This is a genomic window from Flavobacterium sp. TS_SC_5, assembly GCF_056156265.1.
The window spans coordinates 793,503-818,054 of record NZ_CM149588.1 but is presented as its reverse complement, the minus strand read 5'-3'; the positions used below and the strand labels follow the sequence as shown (position 1 = coordinate 818,054).

Annotated in this window: 21 protein-coding genes; 12 read left to right on the top strand and 9 right to left on the bottom strand. The window is 34.1% G+C overall.

Annotated elements, in window-relative coordinates:
- The first annotated feature begins 99 nt into the window (after window positions 1-99).
- From pgi to AC0J6S_RS03610, 4 genes are all read left to right on the top strand, one after another.
- Entirely contained in the window at window positions 100-1,752 is a 1,653-nt protein-coding gene (gene pgi / locus AC0J6S_RS03625) for a glucose-6-phosphate isomerase (RefSeq protein ID WP_474955480.1), read from the top strand.
- A 386-nt stretch (window positions 1,753-2,138) separates the two neighbouring features.
- Window positions 2,139-5,447: an outer membrane beta-barrel protein gene (locus AC0J6S_RS03620; RefSeq protein WP_474955479.1), complete on the top strand. Its 3,309-nt coding sequence runs from the start codon at window positions 2,139-2,141 to the stop codon at window positions 5,445-5,447.
- A 96-nt stretch (window positions 5,448-5,543) separates the two neighbouring features.
- Window positions 5,544-5,966, top strand: coding sequence for a hypothetical protein (locus AC0J6S_RS03615; protein WP_474955478.1), 423 nt, complete (start codon window positions 5,544-5,546; stop codon window positions 5,964-5,966).
- A gap of 82 nt (window positions 5,967-6,048) precedes the next feature.
- Window positions 6,049-6,546: a septal ring lytic transglycosylase RlpA family protein gene (locus AC0J6S_RS03610; protein ID WP_474955477.1), complete on the top strand. Its 498-nt coding sequence runs from the start codon at window positions 6,049-6,051 to the stop codon at window positions 6,544-6,546.
- A gap of 1 nt (window position 6,547) precedes the next feature.
- On the opposite strand, the gene AC0J6S_RS03605 is transcribed toward AC0J6S_RS03610, so the two are convergent.
- Window positions 6,548-7,015 (bottom strand): CYTH domain-containing protein, encoded by a 468-nt coding sequence (locus tag AC0J6S_RS03605; protein ID WP_474955476.1) that lies wholly within the window; start codon window positions 7,013-7,015, stop codon window positions 6,548-6,550.
- 308 nt (window positions 7,016-7,323) lie between these two features.
- Here AC0J6S_RS03605 and AC0J6S_RS03600 point away from each other — a divergent pair, with 308 nt between their 5' ends.
- The 3 genes from AC0J6S_RS03600 to AC0J6S_RS03590 all read left to right on the top strand — a co-directional run bounded on the left by AC0J6S_RS03600 (window position 7,324) and on the right by AC0J6S_RS03590 (window position 11,149).
- Window positions 7,324-9,411, top strand: a complete 2,088-nt coding sequence (locus AC0J6S_RS03600; RefSeq protein ID WP_474955475.1) for a recombinase — start codon at window positions 7,324-7,326, stop codon at window positions 9,409-9,411.
- 45 nt (window positions 9,412-9,456) lie between these two features.
- On the top strand, window positions 9,457-10,539 hold the full coding sequence (gene dinB / locus AC0J6S_RS03595; RefSeq protein ID WP_474955474.1) for a DNA polymerase IV: 1,083 nt from the start codon (window positions 9,457-9,459) through the stop codon (window positions 10,537-10,539).
- 94 nt (window positions 10,540-10,633) lie between these two features.
- A complete protein-coding gene (locus tag AC0J6S_RS03590; RefSeq protein WP_474955473.1) occupies window positions 10,634-11,149 on the top strand; it encodes a PAS domain-containing protein in 516 nt (171 codons plus the stop codon).
- A gap of 53 nt (window positions 11,150-11,202) precedes the next feature.
- On the opposite strand, the gene AC0J6S_RS03585 is transcribed toward AC0J6S_RS03590, so the two are convergent.
- The 6 genes from AC0J6S_RS03585 to AC0J6S_RS03560 all read right to left on the bottom strand — a co-directional run bounded on the left by AC0J6S_RS03585 (window position 11,203) and on the right by AC0J6S_RS03560 (window position 16,596).
- Complete coding sequence (locus tag AC0J6S_RS03585) at window positions 11,203-11,973, bottom strand: Bax inhibitor-1/YccA family protein (RefSeq protein ID WP_474955472.1); 771 nt, start codon at window positions 11,971-11,973, stop codon at window positions 11,203-11,205.
- Window positions 11,974-12,136: 163 nt separating this feature from the next.
- Window positions 12,137-13,567 (bottom strand): pyruvate kinase, encoded by a 1,431-nt coding sequence (gene pyk / locus AC0J6S_RS03580; protein WP_474955471.1) that lies wholly within the window; start codon window positions 13,565-13,567, stop codon window positions 12,137-12,139.
- A 5-nt stretch (window positions 13,568-13,572) separates the two neighbouring features.
- Window positions 13,573-14,061 carry an IPExxxVDY family protein gene (locus AC0J6S_RS03575; protein ID WP_474955470.1) on the bottom strand — a complete coding sequence of 163 codons (489 nt, stop codon included), beginning with the start codon at window positions 14,059-14,061 and terminating at the stop codon, window positions 13,573-13,575.
- Between the two features lie 114 nt (window positions 14,062-14,175).
- Window positions 14,176-14,916 (bottom strand): ribonuclease III family protein, encoded by a 741-nt coding sequence (locus tag AC0J6S_RS03570; protein WP_474955469.1) that lies wholly within the window; start codon window positions 14,914-14,916, stop codon window positions 14,176-14,178.
- 6 nt (window positions 14,917-14,922) lie between these two features.
- A complete protein-coding gene (gene fabF / locus AC0J6S_RS03565) occupies window positions 14,923-16,176 on the bottom strand; it encodes a beta-ketoacyl-ACP synthase II (RefSeq protein WP_474955468.1) in 1,254 nt (417 codons plus the stop codon).
- Between the two features lie 183 nt (window positions 16,177-16,359).
- Window positions 16,360-16,596, bottom strand: coding sequence for an acyl carrier protein (locus AC0J6S_RS03560; protein ID WP_007137004.1), 237 nt, complete (start codon window positions 16,594-16,596; stop codon window positions 16,360-16,362).
- Between the two features lie 176 nt (window positions 16,597-16,772).
- Here AC0J6S_RS03560 and purN point away from each other — a divergent pair, with 176 nt between their 5' ends.
- The 4 genes from purN to AC0J6S_RS03540 all read left to right on the top strand — a co-directional run bounded on the left by purN (window position 16,773) and on the right by AC0J6S_RS03540 (window position 20,873).
- Window positions 16,773-17,342, top strand: a complete 570-nt coding sequence (gene purN / locus AC0J6S_RS03555) for a phosphoribosylglycinamide formyltransferase (RefSeq protein WP_474955467.1) — start codon at window positions 16,773-16,775, stop codon at window positions 17,340-17,342.
- 7 nt (window positions 17,343-17,349) lie between these two features.
- On the top strand, window positions 17,350-17,829 hold the full coding sequence (gene rnhA / locus AC0J6S_RS03550) for a ribonuclease HI (protein ID WP_474955466.1): 480 nt from the start codon (window positions 17,350-17,352) through the stop codon (window positions 17,827-17,829).
- A 95-nt stretch (window positions 17,830-17,924) separates the two neighbouring features.
- Complete coding sequence (locus AC0J6S_RS03545; RefSeq protein ID WP_474955465.1) at window positions 17,925-18,848, top strand: PfkB family carbohydrate kinase; 924 nt, start codon at window positions 17,925-17,927, stop codon at window positions 18,846-18,848.
- 126 nt (window positions 18,849-18,974) lie between these two features.
- On the top strand, window positions 18,975-20,873 hold the full coding sequence (locus tag AC0J6S_RS03540; protein ID WP_474955464.1) for an amidophosphoribosyltransferase: 1,899 nt from the start codon (window positions 18,975-18,977) through the stop codon (window positions 20,871-20,873).
- Between the two features lie 359 nt (window positions 20,874-21,232).
- Here AC0J6S_RS03540 and AC0J6S_RS03535 read toward each other — a convergent pair whose 3' ends face one another.
- Window positions 21,233-21,841, bottom strand: coding sequence for a superoxide dismutase (locus tag AC0J6S_RS03535; RefSeq protein ID WP_474955463.1), 609 nt, complete (start codon window positions 21,839-21,841; stop codon window positions 21,233-21,235).
- 356 nt (window positions 21,842-22,197) lie between these two features.
- Window positions 22,198-22,881: a ComF family protein gene (locus AC0J6S_RS03530; protein ID WP_474955462.1), complete on the bottom strand. Its 684-nt coding sequence runs from the start codon at window positions 22,879-22,881 to the stop codon at window positions 22,198-22,200.
- A 97-nt stretch (window positions 22,882-22,978) separates the two neighbouring features.
- Between AC0J6S_RS03530 and AC0J6S_RS03525 the strand changes: the two genes are divergently transcribed.
- Window positions 22,979-24,520 carry a glycine--tRNA ligase gene (locus tag AC0J6S_RS03525; RefSeq protein WP_474955461.1) on the top strand — a complete coding sequence of 514 codons (1,542 nt, stop codon included), beginning with the start codon at window positions 22,979-22,981 and terminating at the stop codon, window positions 24,518-24,520.
- Window positions 24,521-24,552 lie beyond the last annotated feature (32 nt).

Below are 24,552 nucleotides of genomic sequence, written 5' to 3'. Positions count from 1 at the left end.
TTTTAAGGCTAAATTGTTATATAAATCAAAACCCATTTTCCATTAAAACAAATTTGAGTATTTTTGTCCCAATTTTAACAATACTACAAATCCTTTATAATGGCTATAAATACTATAAACCCAACAGAAACAAATGCTTGGAAGAAACTTGAATTGCATTACAACGAAATGCAAAAAGTTTCGATGCAGGAATTATTTCAATTGGATCCTTCAAGAGCGAACACGTTTAATTTACAGTGGAATGATTTTTTAATAGATTATTCTAAAAACATTATCAATACGGATACGATTCAGTTGTTGTTAGAATTGGCTGATGAAGTTGGGCTTAAAAGCGCCATTGCTGATTATTTTGAAGGAGCAATAATTAATCAAACAGAAAATAGAGCGGTACTTCATACTGCCTTACGTGCCAGTCGGTCTGCAGTTGTTAAAGTGGAAGGAATTGATGTGATTCCTGAAATTTATGAAGTAAAAAATAAAATAAAAGCATTTACGAACGAAGTTACTTCTGGGGAAAGAACAGGTTTTACCGGCAAAGCATTTACGGATGTAGTTAATATTGGTATTGGAGGGTCAGATTTAGGTCCTGCTATGGCAGTTGAAGCGTTACAATTTTACAAAAATCAACTCAATGTTCATTTTGTTTCTAATGTTGATGGTGATCATGTAAGTGAGATTATAAAAAAACTAAATCCGGAAACTACTTTATTTGTAATTGTTTCCAAGACATTCACCACACAAGAAACGTTGACTAATTCTGAAACAATCAGAAAATGGTTTTTGTCAAAAGACTTTGGTACAACACAAGAAGATATTGCGAATCATTTTGTCGCAGTTTCGACTAATATTCAAAAAGTAGTTGAGTTTGGAATAAACCCGGACAATGTTTTCCCAATGTGGGACTGGGTTGGCGGAAGGTTTTCTCTGTGGAGTGCCGTTGGACTTACGATAAGTTTAGCTGTTGGATACGACAATTTTGATCAATTGTTGCAAGGAGCTAATGAAATGGATGAGCATTTCAAAACGGAAGATTTTGATAAAAACATGCCTGTTATCTTAGCATTATTGAGCATCTGGTACAATAATTTTTTTGGTGCCGAAAGTGAAGCCTTGATTCCGTACACGCAATACTTGCAAAAATTAGCACCTTACTTGCAACAAGGAACTATGGAAAGCAATGGTAAAAGTGTAGGACGTGATGGAAAGCCAGTAAATTATCAAACGGGAACTATTATTTGGGGAGAACCGGGAACGAATGCGCAACACGCTTTTTTTCAGTTAATTCATCAGGGAACAAAATTGATTCCTGCAGATTTTATTGGTTTTATAACTCCTTTATACGGAGATAATGACCATCATGATAAATTGATGTCTAACTTTTTTGCACAAACGGAAGCATTATTGCATGGGAAATCAGAAGCGCAAGTTCAAGCAGAATTTGATAAACAGGGAGTTTCAGAGGAAAAAGCTAAATTTCTTTTGCCGTTTAAAGTTTTCTCAGGCAATAAGCCTACAAACACTATTTTAATTCAAAAGTTGTCGCCAAAAACTTTAGGTTCATTGATAGCGATGTATGAGCACAAGATTTTTGTACAAGGAATTATCTGGAATATTTTTAGTTTTGATCAATGGGGTGTTGAGTTGGGTAAACAATTGGCAAATTCTATTTTAGAGGAAATTAATACGAAAACGGTTAATAGCCATGACAGTTCCACAACTTTTTTACTAAATCATTTTTTGCAAAATAAGTAGTATTAATTTTTGAAATTAATACTTAAAATTTTATGAATTTTTCATAAGATTTCGATTTTACTCCTCTTTTTAATAGTTTAAAAGTCTCAAAAACCTTGATTTAACCTAAATCAAGGTTTTTTTGTGGGTAACTGACTCTGTTATAGTAGTTTTTTTAAATATATATTAATTTTTTTAATGTTGATTATTGAAAATTATATGCGAATAATTCAATAAAAATCATTTATATCTATTGAAAACTATATTATTCACTTAAAATACGACAAAAAATGTTTTAAGTGAAATGTCCAGCTAATAATTAACGCCATTCTTAACGTTGTGTTAACTTTTTACAATAAAAATGTTATATTTTTGCTGAAAATTAATAAACTAAACAAAAAACAAAAATGAAAAGAATTATTTTTATTTTGATTATTTTTTTATCAGTTGTTGGTCATTCGCAGGTTACTAGTTCTGCTATGTCTGGTACTGTTAAATCAAATGCTGGAGAGACCCTTCCGGGAGCTTCGGTTGAGGTTGGACACAATCCAACTGGGACTAAATATTATTCAACTACAGATTATAATGGAGGTTATGCTGTTCAAGGAATTAGACCAGGTGGTCCCTACACTGTTAAAGTAACTTATGTTGGTTATAAAACAACAGAAATTACAGAAATTAATGCTCCTTTAGGAAATAATTTAACGATTAATATTGTTGTGGAAGAAGAATCAAATGCTTTGAATGAAGTAATTGTTTCTACAAAATCAAAAGGAACCTTTAATAAAGGAAGAACTGGAGCTTCTCAACAATTTTCTAACAGAGAAATTACAGCTGTACCAGTTACTGGAGCACGTTCAATCAACTCAATTACAAAGTACAACGCCAATGCTGGTAGTAATGGTACTTTTGGAGGACAAGATTCAAGATTAAACAACTTTACAATTGATGGATCGGTATTCAATAATGGTTTTGGTTTAGGAAGTGACTCACAAGCAGGTGGAAGAACGGGTTCTACAGCAATCTCTTTAGATGCAATTGAACAATTGCAAGTAAGTATTGCTCCTTATGATGTACGTCAGTCAGGATTTTTAGGATCTGGAATAAATGCTGTTACTAAAAGTGGAACAAATGAAGTTGAGGGATCAGTTTATAATTCATTCCGTAGTAATAAAAAAGATTTTATTGGAACTAAAGCTGGAGATAGAGTAGTTGTTCCAGGTAAATTTGATGAAAAAATTTGGGGAGCTAGAATAGGAGCGCCAATCATTAAGGATAAATTATTTTTCTTTGGAAATTTTGAAACTATAGAAAATACAAGTCCAGCTACAACGTGGACATCTAAGGATTCTCCGCAAGCAAGTGGTCAGGTTTCCGCACCAACTTTTGCTGAAATGCAAACGCTTTCTACTTTTTTACAAGATAAGTTTAATTACACTACCGGACCTTGGGAGAATTATGATTCTGAAAGAATTTCCAAAAAATTCCTTGCAAGACTTGACTGGAATATTAACGACAACCATCAATTGACAGCTCGATATGTATTTCATGATTCAAGTTCTGACGAATTAACATCTAATTCTTTTTCATTAGGTAATGGTAATAGAAGAACAAGTCCGCTTGCTATGTCTTTTAAAAATAGCGGATATGTTATTCAGGATAATACCAGATCAGCAGTGCTAGAATTGAACAGTAAATTAAGTAATTCTTGGTATAATAATTTTATAGCTGGTTACGACAAACAAATTGAAGACAGAGCATTACAAGGTGGTGGTTTGTTTCCAACAATTGACATATTGAATGGTTCAAATACCTATATTTCAGCAGGTTTAGATCCATTTACACAAGGTAATAAACTTTCTTATTCCACGTTACACTTCACTAACAATTTGACTAAAACTATTGGTAAGCATTCATTATTGTTTGGAGCTAACTTTGAGTATTTTAAATCGAGTAACTTGTTCTTCTCAGGCTCAAATGGTGTTTACATCTTTAATTCATTGACAGATTTTTATGCTGCGGCTAACCAGTCTGCTAATACAGGTGGAATTCCGTCAACAACTGCGCTTCCTGCACGTTTTCAATTTAGATATTCTGCTTTACCGGGAGCTGAAGAGCCATTGCAAATTTTTAAGTCTAATAAATTAGATTTGTACACTCAAGATGAAATGAAATTGAGTGACAGGTTTAAATTAACAGTAGGACTTCGTGCAACAGCAGTTTGGTTTGCTGATACAGCTCTTGAAAATCCTGCAGTTACAGCTTTAACTTTTGGACAAGGGCAAAAATTTAATACAGGTGACATGCCTGACACTCAGTATTTATTTGAACCAAGAGTTGGTTTCAACTTAGACTTAAATGGTGATGCAAGCACATTACTTCGTGGAGGTAGTGGTGTTTTTACAGGTAGAGCACCTTCAGTTTTTTTATCTAACGCTATTGGAAACAATGGTGTACTTACAGGTTTTGTAGATGTAAGTGGAGCACCATTAGCTGCAGGTGGATATGGTTTTACTCCAAATCCTAATGATTATTTCATTCCTGAAACTCCAACACTTCCTACTACATTTGAATTAGCATTTACAGATAAAAAATTCAAATTCCCACAAGTTTGGAAAACTAATATAGCAGTTGATCAAAAACTTCCATTTGGTTTTGTAGGTACTGTAGAAGGAATCTTTCAAAGGAATATCAATGCAATACATTATTACAATGCTAATTTTGATGCACCGGTTGGAACTTTTAGTGGTCCTGATAACAGACCAAGATACGCTCGTAACGATGCAGGTGTTCGTGTAAATGATAATGTTTCTAGTGCAGTTGTTTTAACAAATACTGACAGAGGAACTTTTTACTCTACAACTTTTAAATTAGAGTATCCATACAAAAAAGGTCTATGGGGATCTTTCGCATATACACATTCAAGTGCAAATGATTTATTATCTCCTGGTTCTATCGCTTCTGGTTCATGGACAGGTGCTAGATCTGTAAATGGTAATAACAATTTACCATTAGCATTGTCTAACAATAACACGCCACACAGATTAGTTGGTATTATTGGATACAAAATTGAATACGGTAAAAATGTAGGAGCTGCAACGTCAATCAACTTAGGATATATTGGTGAGCAAGCGGGACCATTTTCTTATGCTTACGGAGGTGATATGAATGGGGACAGAGTAAATAATAATGATTTAATTTATGTTCCTAACAGTGGAAACGAAATTCGTTTTCAACCATTGGCAGTTACAAATAGGGTGAACAATGTTAATGTAGTAACTACTTATTCTGAAGCACAACAACAGGCTGCTTACGATTTATACATTAATCAAGATAAATACCTTTCAACAAGAAGAGGGCAGTATGTTGAAAGAAATGGTGGGGTTTTACCTATGTTGCATAGATTAGACTTATCAGCTACCCAAGATTTTTATATTACTATAGCTGGGAAAAAGAATAACTTCCAATTTAGAGCTGATATCTTAAACTTTACTAATTTCATTAATAAAGACTGGGGTGTTACACAAAGAGTTACAAATGCTAATGTTCTAAATTACAGAACAACAACGACTGCAAATGTACCTTTTTATCAATTAGCAACTCAAGTAGAGGCTGATGGAAGTAGAGTTTTAATTAAAGATACTTTCCAGAAAAATGCTTCTACATTTGATGTTTGGCAGGCACAATTTACACTTAGATATATTTTTGGTAAATAAGAGTATTTTGAGTATTTCGATATTTAAAACCACGTTGAAAAACGTGGTTTTTTTATGCCATTTTTTCTTATATTTGTTAAAATAAAAACAATATATATGTACGATTTCATTCAAAAATTTCATTCGGGTTGGGCTTATTTAGCACTTTTAGTATTACTGGTTGCGGTGATTAATTCCTTTGTTGGAATGTTTTCTAAAAAAGATTTTACTTCAAAAGATCGAAAAATTGCATTGTTCGCCTTAATTGCAATTCACATCCAATTATTAGTTGGTATTATTTTATACTTTATCTCTCCATTAGGTTTAGCTTCATTTGGAAAAATGGCTGACAAAGCATTGCGGTTGACATCTTTAGAGCATCCATTAATCAATATTATTGCAATTGTCCTTATAACAATTGGTTGGTCCAAGCATAAAAAATTATTAACCAGTGAATCAAAATTTAAAACTTTTTCTATTTTTTACGGTTTGGGTTTAGTACTTATTTTGAGCAGAATTCCATGGAACATGTGGTTGTAAAACCCAAAATAGCTCTAGAAATAGAGCTATTTTTTTCTAGGTATGGTTTTTGTAAAATAGAGTTAACTAAAACAAAATAGATATGAAAAAATCAATTACTTTACTTCTTTTAATTATTTTTATCAATTCGGTCAACAGTCAAAGTGCAGTTTCTGATAAGCAGAAACCTTTGGTTCAAAAAGCGGTTGTCCAAAAAGACTCCATTAAAAAAAATAAAAGTTCTGTTTTAAACCAAGAAAAGAAACTAGATTCTTTAGTCAGCGTTTTAGGCGTTTTCAAACCTTTCAAAAAAGAGGCGCATGCATCCTATTATGCTGATAAATTTAATGGAAGAAAAACTACCAGTGGTAGAAAATTTGACAATAATAAATATACTGCTGCACACAAAAAACTCCCTTTTGGAACTAAAGTAAGAGTTACTAATGAAAAGAACGGAAAATGGGTAATTGTAGAAATTACAGATAGAGGTCCTTTTGTAAAGTCAAGAGAAATTGATCTTTCCAAGCGAGCTTTTATGGATATTACTTCAAATAAAGGAAGTGGAGGAATGCTGGTAACTATAGAATTAATGGACAAGTAAATCACCAATTTTTGAATGGTTTTTTGCTTAAATAGGCATTGTAATATCGGATATCACCCGTTACTTCTTTTCCCAGCCAATCTGGTTTTTCAAAGATATCGTTTTCAGAATCTAGTTCAATTTCTGCAATAATCAAACCTTCATTATCGCTGTAAAACTCGTCTACTTCAAATACATGATTGCCTTGTTTTATTTCAAAGCGGGTTTTATCGATAACACCTTTCTCGCATAAAAGCAATAGTGATTCAGCTTCGGAGACTGGGATTTCTGTTTCCCATTCAAATCTGGACAATCCGCTGTCATTCGAGGCTCCTTTTATCGTCAAAAAACCTTTTTCGCCTTTTATACGAACCCGAACAGTGCGCTCTGGAGCAGAACTTAAATACCCTTGCGCAATGTGATTTCTTGCGAAAGCTTCGTTCTTAAAGGAATTGTTTTTAACCAAAAATTTTCTTTCTATTTCAACCATTTTTTATAAATAAGTGCAGGAATTTACTTTTTCAATTCGTTTATGAGATTTCGTTTGCTTCTTTTCATTCCGGCATAAAAATTTTATGTTTTAAAGAAGAAGCTTTTAAGTGACTCTTTTTAAAATAAAACACTGTTTTCAGTTTATGATTTCTGGTTTAATTTGAAGTCTCTTAAAATTCAAAGGTATCAAAATTTTTACTTTATTAGATTTTGATTACTGATTCTGTTTTACATGCCGTAATTTTATCAATAAGTTACAGTAGTTTGTTTTCCGATTTGTATTTTTACAAAAATTGAATGTAACTAATGAAGGTATTTTTCAAAGGAACACCAAAGCCAACCATTGCGGGACTTTTAACTGAGTTTTTTGGTGAAGCACAATCATGGCGTGAAACAAATGATACTCTAGAGCCTCTTGTTGAATTAATTCGTTTAGTGCGACCTTTGAAAATAAAAAATGTACAAAGGGTAGATTTACAAGAAATCATTACTTTTTTGAAGGAGAATTATTCGTGTCGAAAACAGTTTTCTATCTACCTCAAAGAGATTTTAAAAGATAGGAAGTTTAATAAAATTCTTGCTGATGCAGCTATTCTTCAGGATGTGGATTTTATTTTTGAAGTCAAAAAAAGAATTTTTGCTAAGTTTTTGCCGTATCAGCCACAAATTGATACTTTGGAATTTGTACTGAATCAGGTTTTTTATTTGGCGAACGACGGGATTTGGGTCAATAAAATCCCATTGAGTCAGTTGGGAGAATTATATGATCTTTTGAGGTTTAAATCCATTTACGACAGTACGGAGCCTAACTCTGTTTTATCTGAATTATTAATAGCCATGCATTTAATCACACAACGGATTAGTGGTCGTGCGATGGAAACGGATGTGATCAAAATGGTACCGGAATTTGATGATCTTGAGAGTCCGTTTTCAGCTTTTGAGAAGGAATTATTCCTAATTGAAGAACGGATTAGAAGCTCGGACAGACATTATATTGAATCGGGCGATTTATCGTATGCGCAGTTGTTGGTTTTGCATAAGCAGTGCCAAGGTTTTGTCGAGAAAGCATTTCATAACAGTTCAAAATACGGAATTTCACTTCGTGTAAATCAGAATTTACTTAAAATTAGACAGCAATTAGAACGGCTAAAATTTCTAATTTCGTTGCTGATTGTTGACAAAGAAAAAGACAAAAAATATAATGGAATTATATTGGCGTTACGGTTGATAAAATTCAATTGTTATAAAAATAATGTTCGAAAATTTGTTAGTGAAAGCACTCAATTGATTTCGTATGAAATCACACAACACACAGCAAAAACAGGAGAACAATATATCACAGATAGCCGTAATGAGTATTTTAAAATGTTCAAAACCGCATTAGGTGGTGGTTTCATTGTGGGGATATTGTGTATTATTAAGGTTTTGCTCTCTAAGGCTGACACCAGTTTTTTTGGACATGCATTTCTTTATAGTATGAACTACGCAATTGGTTTTATAGCTATTTATCTCTTGGGATTTACTTTGGCAACAAAACAGCCTGCGATGACGGCTTCTGCATTGATTAAAGCGTTAGAGGAAGGAGTCCTGAAAAAAGGAAAAGATGCTGAAAAATATAAAGCCTTTGCCATTCTTTTTGCTCGCGTTTTCCGCTCACAGTTTATCGCATTTGTTGGGAACGTAATCATGGCTTTTCCGGTTTCATTACTCGGAATCTGGTTAATTGATCATTTCTTACATTACAATATTGCCGCAACTAAATGGGAATCTTTATTAATTGATTTAAGTCCGATACACTCGTTGGCGATTTTTCACGCGGCTATTGCCGGAGTTTTTCTGTTTTTATCCGGAATTATTTCAGGTAGTGTGGCGAACAGAGACAAACACAATCAGGTTTATTTTAGGATTACAGAACATCCTTTCCTCAAAAGAAATTTCGGAAAAACTAGAACTGTAAAACTGGCTAAATTGTATGAAAAAAGATGGGCAGGTATTATTTCAAATTTTTGGTTCGGAATATTTATGGGAAGCACAGCTTCAGTGGGATTGTTTCTGGGATTAAATCTCGACATTCGACACATCACTTTTGGTAGTGGAAACTTGGCTCTAGCATTATATGGAGCAAATTATGAAGTGAGTGATTCCATGTTATTCTGGGGTATTTTTGGAATTGGAATCATAGGTTTAGTGAATTTTATGGTAAGTTTCAGTCTTTCATTAGGTCTTGCATTCCGTTCGCGGGCTATTTCGTTGTTTGAGTTGCGATTTGTTACGGTTTCCATTTGGAATCATTTTAAATCGAGACCCATTAGTTTCTTTTTTCCCACAGAAAAGAAAAGTAAATCAGTTGTGGTTGAAAATTATTTACAATCGGACGAACCAAAAAAGTCTTAGTGTGTAGAAGAAATGAAATAAGAACGGTGTGCCAATTCGTTTAAGATGCAGGAATTAATTCCAAATAGAAAAATTATACACGTAGATATGGATGCTTTCTATGCATCTGTAGAGCAAATGGACAATCCATTGCTGCGAGGGAAACCTATTGCGGTAGGTGGATCGGAAAATCGCGGTGTGGTGGCAGCGGCAAGTTATGAGGCGAGGAAATTTGGTGTCAGAAGCGCTATAAGTGGAGTTATGGCTAAGAAAAATTGTCCGGAACTTATTTTCGTCAAGCCACGTTTTGATCGTTACAAGGAAATTTCAAGTAAAATTCAAAAGATATTTTACGAGTATACGGATTTGGTGGAGCCTTTATCGCTTGATGAAGCTTATTTAGATGTTACTACTAATAAAAAAGGAAATCCAAGTGCTACAATATTGGCACAAGAAATAAGAAAGCGCATTTTTGACGAAGTAGGATTAACCGCTTCTGCAGGGATATCAGTCAATAAGTTTGTGGCAAAAATTGCCAGCGATTACAACAAACCTAATGGGCAAAAAACGGTAAATCCTGATGAAGTAATCTCGTTTTTGGAAGTATTGCCTATTCGGAAGTTTCATGGTGTGGGAAAAGTGACCACTGAAAAAATGTACCAGCTAGGTATTTTTACTGGTTTGGAATTAAAAAGTAAATCGTTGGAGTTTTTGGAGAAACATTTTGGTAAATCAGGAGCTTTTTATTATCATGTGGTACGAGGGATTCATAACAGCGCTGTGAAATCAGATCGAATCACAAAATCAGTTGCTGCAGAACATACTTTTGATGTCAATCTTTCGTCTGAAATTTTCATGATAGAGAAATTGGATGTCATTGCGGCTGCCTTGGAGAAAAGGTTAAAAAGGTACAATTTGGCTGGAAAAACAGTTACGTTAAAAATAAAATACAGTGATTTTTCACAGCAAACCCGCAGTAAAACATTGCCTTATTTTATTTCAGATCAGGTATTGATTTTAGAAATTGTAAAGGAATTATTGTATCAGGAACGAATGAAAGATTCCGTCCGGTTGCTTGGAATTTCATTGAGTAATTTGAATAGTGAGGAAAAAAAGTTTGTGGTGGTGCAATTAAAATTCGACTTTTAATTATTTTTTGATCGTTCAACAATGGTTAAAGTTGGAAAATTGCTTTTTTATCATTATGAATAAATTTACTTTTGGTTTTTTAAATCGATATATCATGAATGAATTAAGACAATATGAAGATGCTATTACGATGTATCACAATGGTTTAAGTGTTAGAACAACTCCGGTTTCCTGTTGGGATTTTCACCATGAATTTTTGACTGAAGTAAAGCGCTTTTTTTTGGATTTAAATAAACTAAATTCAATTGCTTCCCAAAACAAATGGACTCAGAATAACTGGGATATAGAAAATAGTCTCAAAGATGAAGTGATAATTGTTACTGATGCTAAATTGAAGATTGTTTTTGCATCTCACAACATCGCAAAAATGAACGGGTATGTAGAAGAAGAGATTTTAGGGAAAAGTCCAAAAATGTTTCAAGGCGAAGCGACAAATCAAATTACTTCAAACGAAATTCGACTTGCGATACTAGATCATAAATCTTTTGAGAAAGTTGTAATGAACTATAAAAAGAACGGAGACGTTTATGCTTGTTTGATCAAAGGATATCCCGTTTTTAATATAAAAGGCGAACTTAGTCATTATATCGCTTTTGAGAAAGCTGCATAAAAGAAAAAACCTTTCAAGTTCTGAAAGGTTTTTTTTTATGCTAATTTATGGAATTAGTTTTTGCTGTTTAATTTAGAAAGCAATCTCAAAAATTCTATATACAACCAAACCAATGTAATCATTAATCCCATGGCGCCATACCATTCCATATATTTTGGCATTTTTTGTTCCGCTCCTTTTTCAATGCGGTCAAAATCTAAGAACAGATTTAAGGCAGCAATCACAATAACAAAAATGCTGATTCCAATGCTCATCAAGGAGTTTCCATAATGCACTGGAACAAAACTTGTAAACATAGAAAACACCCAAGAGATAAGGTAATATGTTGCAATTGCCAAAGTTGCAGCCACTACCACTGATTTGAATTGTTCGGTTACTTTTACAATTTTATATTTATACAATCCCAGACAAACCATAAAAGTCACAAATGTTGCACCTACAGCTTGAATTACTATTCCAGGATACATTGCTTCAAATATTGCTGAAATTCCGCCAATAAATAGTCCTTCGAATAATGCATATCCGGGTGCCAAATAGGGAGAATATTGTGGTTTAAAAGCAGCAATAAGAACTAAAACTAATCCGACTACAGCACCGCCAATAGCAGGAACCAAAGGATTTATTCCGTTAAATGCAAGCCACCATATTACAGTTGCAGAGGCGGTAAGAAGCAAAAATAAGATTAAACTTTTATTGATTGTTCCTGATAAAGTCATCTCTTGATTGTAATCAATGACGGTAGCTTGATGCGCTTGCTCATTTTTTGAAACGGCAGTGGAAAAAGTTTTGTTATTTAAAAATGGATTTTTAGAATTAAAACTCATGATTATTGTTTTTTTTGTTCTACCAAATATAAATTTTATTTGACAGAAGACTATATAATTATTCCTAATTTTTTTGATGAATCTTAAAATGTCTTTAAAAACAAAAAATCTGTCTCATTTATCAAACGAGACAGATTTGTAAAATATTTTATACTAGCACCTGCTATTCAATTTCTGATACTCTTAGGGTATTTACCATTCCTTTATCTTTTATAGGCATTGCTGCTAAATTGATAAGAAAATCTCCTTTTTGAACAAAACCTTTCTGTTTTACAATTTCATTAATATCCGTTACGGTATCATCTGTACTTACATCTTTAGTGTACATGAAAGATTTTACTCCCCATAATAAATTCAATTGGGTAAGGATTCTTTTGTTAGATGTAAAAACTAAAATGTGTGCATTAGGTCTCCAAGCTGAAATTTGGAAAGCAGTGTAACCACTATTTGTCAACGTGCAAATTGCTTTCGCTTTGATAACGTTTGCCATTGTCGCAGCGTGATGACAAATTGTTTTAGTGATAAAACGTTTTGTTTTTATTTGAGGTGTGTTTTGTGGAACGTGAATCAGTGGAGAATCTTCAACTGCTTCAATGATTTGAGTCATTTTTTGAATTACCTGAACTGGATAGTTACCAGTTGCTGTTTCTCCAGAAAGCATTACTGCATCTGCACCATCCATAACTGAGTTTGCAACATCATTCACCTCTGCACGGGTTGGCGTAAGGGAAGTAATCATTGTTTCCATCATTTGTGTAGCAACAATAACTGGAATACGAGCTGTTTTAGCTCTGCGAATTAATTCTTTTTGAACTAAAGGTACTTCATGAGCAGGAAGTTCAACTCCTAAATCTCCACGAGCGACCATTAAAGCATCACAATACGCAACAATTTTGTCGATATTCTCTAATGCTTCCGGCATTTCTATTTTGGCAATAATTGGTATTTTATATTCAGAGTGTTCTGCAATTAATTCCTGCAGATCTTGTAAATCTCTTGGTGTTTTTACAAATGATAATGCAATCCAATCCACATTTTGTCCAATCGCAAAAATAGCATCAGCAATATCTTTTTCGGTCATTGCCGGAAGTGATATTTTTGTGTTTGGTAAGTTAACTCCTTTTTTAGATTTCAATTCACCACCTTGAATTACTCTTGCAATAACTTCTGATTTTTTATCAGTTTCAACAATTTCGAAAATAAGTTTACCATCATCAAGCAAAATTCTTTCTCCTGGATTTACATCATTTGGAAAGTTTTGGTATTTCATGAATACTTTCTTGGCTGTTCCAAGGATATCTTCGGCAGTTGTGAAAGTAATTAAGTCACCGTCCTGTACTACAACACCTTCTTCCATAACTCCTACACGAAGTTTTGGACCTTGTAAATCGCCAAGAATTGCTGTGGTATATCCAAATTCTTCGTTTAATCCCCGTATCAGGTTTATTTTTTCTTTTACATCTTCGTAATCAGCATGCGAAAAATTTACTCGGAACACATTTACGCCTGCGTCAATCATATCTTTGATGATTTCTCTTGTACTACATGCAGGCCCAAGTGTGGCTACAATTTTAGTTTTTTTGTTTGTAAGCATTGGTATTAAAAAATTAAATTGTTTTTAGATTTGATTTTATTTGTATCTACTATATAAACAGTTGTTATGCTGTCTATGGTATTTAATAGGAGTTGTATATTGGATACATTCATGGTATCGTTATTGTTTTCTATTTTTAAAAAATAGTCTACTTTTTTAAACTCAGGAATAAAAAAGACTTTTGTTGCCACTTCCATTGTTACATCTGAAAATAGATTTGGAGTGTTTCCTTTTTTATATTGGATAACCTCGTTTTTATTTTGAATCAAATTCCAGATAATGGTACTTTCTTTGTCAATGTAATAAAATCTGGAGAAATTAGTCTCTCCTTCTTTTATGTTGATTTGAATTTCGTTCTCACTTTTACTTAGGTTTATAGGAAGCTTTTGATTAATAAAAAATGCCAATCTATAGTCTTCTAAGGAAGTATGGATTGCAATAAGATAGTAATCTATTTCGTCAAATTCGCCAAGATCCATTTTATGAATAGCCATTTCATGAAAAAATAAGATGTAAATATAGTATTTCTAACGAAGTATAAGTGCCTCAAAACCGGATGTTTTTGTTAATTTATGAACGAAAACGATATAGTTTTATGAATATTCAGATTATTTTCTATCCATTTTTTCTTGAAATGCAAAATAAGCGCGTTGGGATGCTTTTTCTTCTGCTTTCTTTTTAGAGGTTGCTCTTGCTTTTGCAATTACCTTATTATCGATGCTAAGTTTAACACCAAACAGCCTTTGTCCATCAATGGCATTGTCCTCAAAAATATCATAATGGAATATTTTTTTCTCTTTTTGACACCATTCGATAACCAGACTTTTATAGCTGATTACTTTTCCTTCGAGTCTTGCAATGTCTACGTAAGGAATAACAACTCTCTTTTGAATGAATTTTTCGCAATAGACATAGCCTCGGTCTAAATAAATGGCTCCGACTAATGATTCAAAAATATTACCATGAATGTTTTCGCCAAAATGCTGCAGCGGCACTTTGCTTTCTATATATTGGACTAAATTCAGGTCTTTTCCTAATTCGTTCAAGTGTTCTCTGCTTACAATTTTGGAACGCATTTTGGTTAAATAACCCTCGTCGCCTGCGGGTGCTTTGCTGAATAAATGGGCAGCAATAACAGAGCTTAACATGGCATCACCCAGAAATTCTAATCGTTCGTAATTGATTGGATTTCCTAAAACATCCAACCGATTAGAGGAGCGATGGGTAAATGCTTTTTTATAAAAATCAAGATTTAGTGGGGCAAATCCTAAAATTTTCTGGATAGAATCAAAAAAAATCCCGTCTTCTGGAGAACGGGATTTTGAAAATATTTTTCTGATTATACGCATATATAATTAGATTTCTAATTTTTTTACTAATACACATGCATTGTGACCTCCAAAACCGAAAGTATTACTCATAACAACATTCATTTCTCTTTTCTGCGCTTTATTAAACGTAAAATTCAGTTTAGAATCAATGTTTTCATCATCTGTAAAATGATTGATTGTAGGTGGTACTATTCCATGTTTCAAGGAAAGAATCGAAGATATTGTTTCAACTGCTCCGGCTGCCCCAAGTAAATGGCCTGTCATGGATTTAGTAGAATTTAAATTCATTGTGTAAGCATGTTCTCCAAACACATGTAAAATAGCCTTTGATTCCGCCATATCACCAAGTGGTGTTGAAGTTCCGTGCATATTTACACCATCAACATCAGTTGCCTGTAAACCAGCATCTCTTAAGCAGTTTAACATTACATTTTTAGCGCCTAATCCTTCAGGATGTGGTGCGGTAATGTGATATGCATCAGCTGACATTCCGCCACCACCTATTTCGCAATATATTTTTGCTCCACGGGCTATAGCATGTTCGTACTCTTCTAGTACTAATGCACCAGCTCCTTCGCCTAAGATAAAACCATCTCGGTCCTTATCCATTGGTCTTGAAGCAGTTTTAGGATCATCGTTTCTAGTTGATAAAGCATGCATGGCATTAAAACCTCCCATTCCGGCTATAGTTACAGCAGCTTCAGAGCCACCAGTTACCATGGCATCTGCATGACCTAATCGAATGTAGTTGAATGCATCAATAATAGCATTTGTAGAGGATGCGCAAGCTGAAACAGTTGTAAAGTTTGGACCTCTGAATCCGTATTTTATAGAAATATGACCACCGGCAATATCGGAAATCATTTTTGGAATAAAGAAAGGATTGAATTTTGGTGTGCCATCTCCGGCCGCAAAGTTCAACATTTCAATTTGAAACGTTTCCAAGCCACCAATACCTGAACCCCAAATAACTCCAACTCGGTCTTTGTCTAATTTCTCAAAATTAAAACCGGCATCGAGTACTGCCTCGTCAGATGAAACCATAGCATATTGTGCATAGCGGTCCATTTTCCGGGCTTCTTTTCTATCTAAAAAATCTTCAGCATTAAAATTTTTCAATTCGCAGGCAAATTTTGTCTTAAATTTTGAAGCATCAAAATAGGTAATTGGAGCAGCACCACTAACGCCGTTAATAAGTCCGTTCCAATAGTCTTCAATGTTATTTCCAATAGGTGTAAGAGCGCCTAAACCTGTTACAACAACTCGTCTTAATACCATAAATTCTTTATTTTTGTTATCTTTAAACAAATAAAACCCATGCTTTCTTTACTGTATTACTATTACAAAAGAGCCATGGGTATTACAATAAATATATTTTTGATTGAAATTCAATCTCGAATTTAATTTTAAAAAAAAAATAATAACACCCGCTTACAAAAATGCAAACGGGTGTGTCCTTTATTATTTTTTAGCTTCCTCGATGTAAGAGATTGCTTGACCTACAGTAGCGATGTTTTCTGCTTGATCGTCTGGAATTTGGATATCAAATTCTTTTTCGAATTCCATAATAAGCTCAACAGTGTCTAATGAGTCAGCTCCTAAATCATTAGTGAAGCTTGCTTCTGTTACAACTTCGTTTTCGTCAACGCCTAATTTGTCTACGATAATCGCTTTTACTCTTGATGCAATGTCTGACATAATCTTTAATTTTAGAATTTAATTTGTTGGCAAAAATAAAAAACTTTATTTTAAAACAACTATTTAGTTAATAAATGTGTCATCTAATTTATGAAATTTATTTTGACAAACCGAAGACAATGTTATTTAATTTCAATTTTTATGCCTTTTTTTGTACAATTAAAACATGCTAGGTTATGAAAAAAATTGTGCTTTTTGCTTCTGGATCGGGTACTAATGCTGAGAACATCATAAAGTATTTTGTACAATCTAAACTGGGAACCGTGGTAGCGGTATTCACAAACAACCCGAATGCCAAGGTAATTGAAAGAGCAAAAAAGTATGGGGTTCCAACACAGATTTTCTCAAAAGAACAGCTTTTTGAAAGCAAAGTACTACAAAAAATAAACGTAATTCAACCTGATTTGATTGTTTTAGCTGGTTTTTTGTTGAAATTCCCTGAAAATATCATAGCAGCCTATCCGGATAAGATTGTAAATATTCATCCTGCTCTATTGCCAAAATATGGTGGAAAAGGAATGTATGGGATGAACATTCACAATGCAATTGTTGCCAATAGAGAAAAGGAAACGGGAATTACCATTCATTTTGTAAATGAAAATTATGACGAAGGAAATATTATTTTTCAACAAAATGTTGTTTTAGCGGGTGATGAAACACCGGAAGAAGTAGCTGCAAAAATACATGAATTAGAACAAAAATATTTCCCAACAGTAATTGCGGGAATCCTAAATCTAAAATCCTAATTCAAAAATGGAACACGACGTACACATTTACACAGATGGCGCTGCCAAAGGTAATCCCGGAAATGGCGGTTATGGTGTAGTCATGGAATGGGTAGGAAAACCATATAAAAAAGAATTTTATGAAGGTTTTCGCCGAACTACCAATAATAGAATGGAATTATTGGCGGTTATTGTGGGTCTTGAAAAGTTAAAAAATCCGAATACCAGAGTTTTAGTGGTTTCTGATTCTAAATATGTAGTTGATTCAGTTGAGAAAAAATGGCTATTAGGTTGGGAAAAAAAAGGATTTGTGGATAGGAAAAATTCTGATTTATGGAAACGATTTCTGGTTGTTTATAGAAAACACAAAGTCGATTTCAAATGGATCAAAGGGCATAACAATCATGTTCAAAACGAAAGGTGCGATGAATTAGCCGTTATGGCATCGATGCAAAAACAACTTTCTGTAGATGCTTTTTACGAAAGAGAAGAGGCAAAGTTGTTATGATTTAAGAGTGTAAATTGGCAAAACTTTACGCTTTACACTCATTGCAACTTTACAACTTATAAACTATCTTTGCGCCTTAATTCGAAACGTATATAATGAATAAATTATTGATTGTTGGAACAGTAGCTTTCGACGCAATTGAAACTCCATTTGGAAAAACGGACAAAATTTTAGGTGGTGCAGCAACTTATATTGGTCTATCAGCTTCTTTTTTTAATGTACAATCAGCTATAGTTTCTGTAGTTGGTGATGATTTTCCACAAGAATATTTAGATTTATTGACTTCAAGAAACATTGATATTTCTGGTCTTGAAGTAGTTAAAGGAGGGAAAACTTTCTTCTGGAGTGGTCGTTATCACAATGACCTGAATTCAAGAGATACGCTGGATACTCAATTAAACGTTTTGGCTGATTTTCAACCAAAAGTTCCTCAAGACTATAAAAATTCCGACATAGTAATGTTAGGAAACTTGCATCCATTAGTTCAAAGCAGTGTTTTGGACCAAATGGAAACACAACCTAAATTGACAGTATTAGATACTATGAATTTTTGGATGGATTGTGCGTTGCCGGAATTGATGGATGTAATAAAACGTGTAGATGTAATAACCATCAATGATGAGGAAGCAAGACAGCTTTCGGGAGAATATTCTTTAGTGAAAGCGGCTGCAAAAATTCACACGATGGGACCTAAATACGTAGTGATTAAAAAAGGGGAACACGGAGCACTCATCTTTCATAATAAAGAAGTTTTCTTCGCGCCGGCTTTACCACTTGAAGAAGTTTTTGATCCAACGGGAGCAGGAGATACTTTTGCGGGAGGATTTGCAGGATATTTAACGCAGAGCGAAAATATTTCTTTCGAAAACATGAAAAATGCAATTATTCAGGGATCAAATTTGGCTTCCTTTTGTGTGGAGAAATTTGGAACCGAAAGAATGGTTGATTTAGATAAAACCGAAGTAGTGTCAAGATTGCAACAATTCAAATCACTGACACAATTTGAAATAGAATTATAATATATGGAAACCTCGGAAACGGGGTTTTTTTGTTAAATAAAATTAGCAGGGAAATTCATCTGATTTATCTTTTTTAATCAGTGTAATTTATTTTTAGAATAACACAACAACACAAACAACCTTACAATGAGCGATGCTTTAAAACACGAGTGTGGTATAGCCTTAATTAGATTACTAAAACCGCTTGAATTTTACAAAGAAAAATACGGAACGGCATTCTACGGAATCCAAAAAATGTATCTTTTGATGGAAAAACAACACAATCGCGGTCAAGATGGTGCTGGTTTTGCAAGTATTAAATTAGACGTGGAACCTGGAGAACGTTACATAAGTCGTGTTCGTTCGAATCACGCCCAACCTATTCAAGATGTTTTTGCTCAAATTAACGACAGAATAAATGAGGAAATGGCGGCTCATCCAGAATACGCAGATGACGTCGCACTTCAAAAACATAAAATTCCTTATTTAGGTGAATTGTTTTTGGGGCACGTCCGTTACGGAACTTTTGGGAAAAACAGCATCGAAAGTGTTCATCCTTTTTTACGTCAGAATAACTGGATGCACAGAAACTTGATTTTGGCAGGAAACTTTAACATGACGAATGTTAAGGAGCTTTTTCAAAGTTTAGTGGAACTGGGTCAGCATCCAAAAGAAATGGCAGATACGGTAACAGTGATGGAAAAAATTGGTCATTTTCTGGATGATGCAGTAACTGATTTGTACCAAGAGTGTAAAAATGAAGGATTGACTAAGAGAGAGGCTTCACCCGTTATTGCAGAGCGATTGGATGTAGCTAAAATTTTGACCCGAGCTTCTAAAAATTTAGATGGTGGTTATGCCATGGCAGGACTATTAGGTCACGGGGATTCATTCGTATTTAGGGATCCGGCAGGAATTCGTCCCGCTTATTTTTATCAAGATGATGAAATAGTGGTAGTGGCCTCAGAAAGACCGGTAATTCAAACGGTTTTCAATGTTCCTTTTGAAAAAGTTCAGGAAATTGAACCAGGAAATGCATTAATCATCAAGAAAAACGGAACGGTTTCTATGCAGGAAATTCTTCCGCCGACGGTTAAGAAAGCCTGTTCTTTTGAACGAATTTATTTCTCCAGAGGGAGTGACGCCGAAATATATCAAGAAAGAAAAACACTGGGAAGACTTATTCTTCCTGCGGTTTTGAAATCAATTGATCAAGATACAGACAATACAGTTTTCTCTTATATTCCAAATACGGCTGAAACTTCTTTCTACGGATTGGTTGAAGCAGCACAGGATTTCTTGAATCAAAGAAAGAACAACTACATTCTTCAAAACAGAAATACATTAACGAAGGAATCGTTGCAAGAATTACTTGCGGTCAAAATTCGTACCGAAAAGGTAGCGATTAAAGATGCTAAACTTAGAACTTTTATTACGGAAGATAGCAGTCGTGACGATTTAGTTGCTCACGTATATGATGTTACATATGGTGTTATAAAACCAACGGATAATTTGGTAATAATAGATGATAGTATTGTTCGAGGAACGACCTTGAAAATGAGTATTATCAAAATGATGGATCGTTTGAATCCAAAGCGAATTGTTGTCGTTTCATCAGCACCACAAATTCGCTATCCAGATTGCTACGGAATTGACATGGCTAAACTGGAAGGTTTAGTGGCTTTCAAAGCAGCATTAGAATTACTTAAAGAAAGAAACTTGTATCATATTGTTGATGAAGTGTATGCGAAATGTAAAGCGCAGGAAAATTTCAAGGACAGTGAGGTGGTAAATTATGTTACGGCAATTTATGCGCCTTTTGAAGCACAAGAGGTCTCAGATAAAATTGCGCAAATGTTGAGTTCACCAGAAATCAAAGCCGAAGTGAAAATTATTTTCCAAACCGTAGAAGATCTGCATACTGCTTGTCCTAAAAATTTAGGAGATTGGTATTTTACCGGAGACTATCCTACACCTGGAGGAAACCGCGTAGTAAACCGAGCATTCATGAACTTTTATGAAGGAAAAGACGCAAGGGCATATTAATATTTGGCCTGATGGGGTTTTAATCGGTTTTCTAAGTTATTCATCTAATTTATTTGGTAGCAACGTAGAACTACTATAATTTTGAGTCACCATAATATTAGTAGGTTAAGTTTATGGTAGATTTGGGGCAAAAAGGGTGGAAGAAATTCCACCTTTTTTATTGGAATAAAGTGAGGTAAAAAAAAAGAAAATAGAAAAAAGAAAATAGAAGAAAGAGAATAGAAAAAAGACGAATAAGCCAAGAGTTTATTCGTCTTTTTTGATATAAAATGTAGGCAAACACTATCAGGCATAAAAAAATAGACAAATTAACTTTTAAGTTATTTTGTCTATTCTCTATATTCGAATCTCTTAAAAGACTATTTCTCTAGAGCGAATCTTCTCGCTACTTCCGTCCAGTTAATTACATTGAAGAAAGCTTCAATATAATCCGGTCTTCTGTTTTGATAATGCAAATAGTAAGCATGTTCCCAAACATCCATTGCTAAAATTGGAGTTCCGCCACAACCTACACCAGGCATCAATGGATTGTCTTGGTTTGGAGTACCGCAAACGTCTAATTTGCCACCTTTATGAACGCAAAGCCAAGCCCATCCAGAACCAAATTGTGTTGCTCCAGCTTTGCTGAATCTTGCTTTAAATTCTTCAAAAGTTCCAAAAGACGCTTCAATCGCAGCCAATAAATCTCCAGTTGGAAGTCCGCCACCGTCTGGTGTCATAACCGTCCAAAACAAATTATGATTATAAAAACCACCACCGTTGTTACGAACTGGCATGTTTTTCATATCAAGATTAATCAAAATATTTTCGATAGTCTTACCTTCCATATCCGTCCCTGCAATTGCAGCATTCACGTTGGTAATGTAAGCGTTGTGATGTTTCGTGTGATGAATTTCCATCGTGCGCGCATCAATATAAGGTTCTAATGCGTCATACGCATAAGGTAATTGTGGTAATTCGAAAGCCATAATATGATTGTTTAATGATTTATAAAAATTTATTCAAATTTAAACATTAAACTTTGGAAACGGAAATTCTATTTCGTTATAATTTCATTAAATTAATTGATAGTGTGCTCTTTGGAGTTGTAACAGACTTATTTTCAGGAGTTATTTACTTCGTCAGTTCGCTCTGCTCGTGTCCTGCTTTCCGCTGCAATCTTTTTATTCGTCGAAAAGGCTCATAAAAAGGATTTTCACTTCAAGCGAAGTTCACTGAACTCCTATGAGAATAAAAGTTAAGTGAAGTAATCAGGGCTAAAAAACGGTTGTGCTTTAAATTGTCATTTTGTTTAATTACCAGTTTTGTAGCCGAAATTTCCAAATTATGATTGCGCCATTGCCATACAAACAATACTGATTTTTGCACCGGGAATTTTTAGTAAAGCTCTGGAACAAGCTTCCAGTGTTGATCCTGTTGTGATAACGTCATCTATTAAAAGAAAATGTTTATTGTGGTCTTTTTCAGTAAAGGAAACATCAAAAGTGCTTTCGATTCCTTCGGTCCTTCCTAATAAATTTTTCTTAGATTGTGTTTTCGAGTACACATTTCGAACCAAAATAGAACCATTATAATCGATATTTAAACCTGATGAAAGTGCTTTTCCAAAAGCAGTAACTTGATTGTATCCTCTTTCTTTTAGTTTTCTTCGGTGCAATGGAACCGGAATAATTTCATCAACAGATTGTAATAAATCGATCGTTTTTAAATCTTCAGCGTACCATTCGCCAAGAATTGCCCCTATCTCTTCATGTCCTTTGTATTTTAAATTATGAATGAGCTCCTGTACAATTCCCTTTTTATGAAAATAAAATAAGGCCGAAGTATGCATTACAGGAATTCGTCCATAAAACTTTTTGAAAGCATCATTTTCTGGATTCATGTGATGATTCGTCAGCGGAATTTCGTGTCGGCAAACCGTGCAAATCACATTTTCATTGGTCAATAAAAAAGAGCTGCAACCGGAACAGACTTTTGGAAAAAAGAGATTAATAAGGCTTTTAAACATGTAATCAGGGATTTATTTATAAAAATAGACAAATCAACGCTTCAATCTTTAACAATTTTCTTTTTTTTAAGTTCACTTTTTATATTTTTGCATCATTATGGCAAAACAAGAAGATTTATTTAAGAATGTAGTTTCGCACGCAAAAGAGTACGGATTTATTTTTCCGTCAAGCGAAATATACGATGGTTTAAGTGCAGTCTATGATTATGCACAAAACGGAGTAGAATTAAAAAAGAACATACGCGAATATTGGTGGAAAGCAATGGTTCAAATGAACGATAACATTGTAGGTCTTGACGCTTCAATTTTGATGCATCCAACCACTTGGAAAGCATCTGGCCACGTTGATGCTTTTAATGATCCATTGATTGACAACAAAGATTCGAAAAGAAGATATAGAGCTGATGTTTTGATTGAAGATTATGCTGAAAAGCTAAATCAAAAAGCAATCAAAGAAATCGAAAAAGCAAGAGCTCGTTTTGGTGACGCTTTCAATGAGCAAGAATTTGTTACGACAAATACTCGTGTAATGGAGTACAAAGCCAAAGAAAGAGAAATTCTGGAAAGAATGGCGCGTTCTTTAGGAAACGAAGACTTGGAAGATGTAAAAGCATTAATCGAAGAATTAGAAATTGCTTGTCCGGAATCAGGTTCAAGAAATTGGACCGAAGTGCGTCAATTTAACTTGATGTTTGGAACAAAACTTGGAGCTTCAGCTGACTCGGCAATGGATTTATATTTACGTCCGGAAACGGCTCAAGGTATTTTTGTGAACTTCTTGAATGTACAAAAATCAGGACGAATGAAAGTTCCTTTTGGAATTGCGCAAACAGGTAAAGCATTCAGAAACGAAATCGTTGCAAGACAATTTATTTTCCGTATGCGGGAGTTTGAACAAATGGAAATGCAATTTTTTGTACGTCCAGGCGAAGAAATGAAGCATTATGAATTCTGGAAAGAAGCTCGTTTAAAATGGCATTTATCACTTGGTTTAGGAAGAGAAAATTATCGTTTCCACGATCACGAAAAATTAGCGCATTATGCGAATGCTGCGGCTGATATTGAGTTTAATTTTCCTTTTGGATTCAAAGAATTGGAAGGAATTCACTCGCGTACTGATTTCGATTTGAAAGCGCACGAACAATTCTCCGGTAGAAAATTACAGTATTTTGATGCTGAATTAAATCAGAATTATGTTCCTTATGTTGTGGAAACTTCAGTAGGATTAGACAGAATGTTTTTGGCAGTTTTCGCCACTTCATTAAAAGAAGAAACATTAGAAGATGGTTCTACAAGAACAGTGTTGAAATTACCTTCGGTTTTGGCTCCAACAAAAGCAGCCATTTTACCATTAGTTAAAAAAGACGGATTACCAGAAATAGCACACAAAATAATTGACGATTTGCGTTGGGATTTCAATGTTTCTTATGATGAAAAAGATGCTGTAGGAAGACGTTATAGAAGACAAGATGCATTGGGAACTCCGTTTTGTATTACTGTTGATCATCAAACTATCGAGGATCAAACTGTAACAATTCGTCATAGAGACACCATGAAACAAGATCGTGTGGCTATTGCAGACTTGAAATCCATTATCGAGAATGAGGTTTCAATGAAAAACTGGTTGATGAAAATGTAATTATTTTTGATTTATATAAAAAAAAGCTTCTC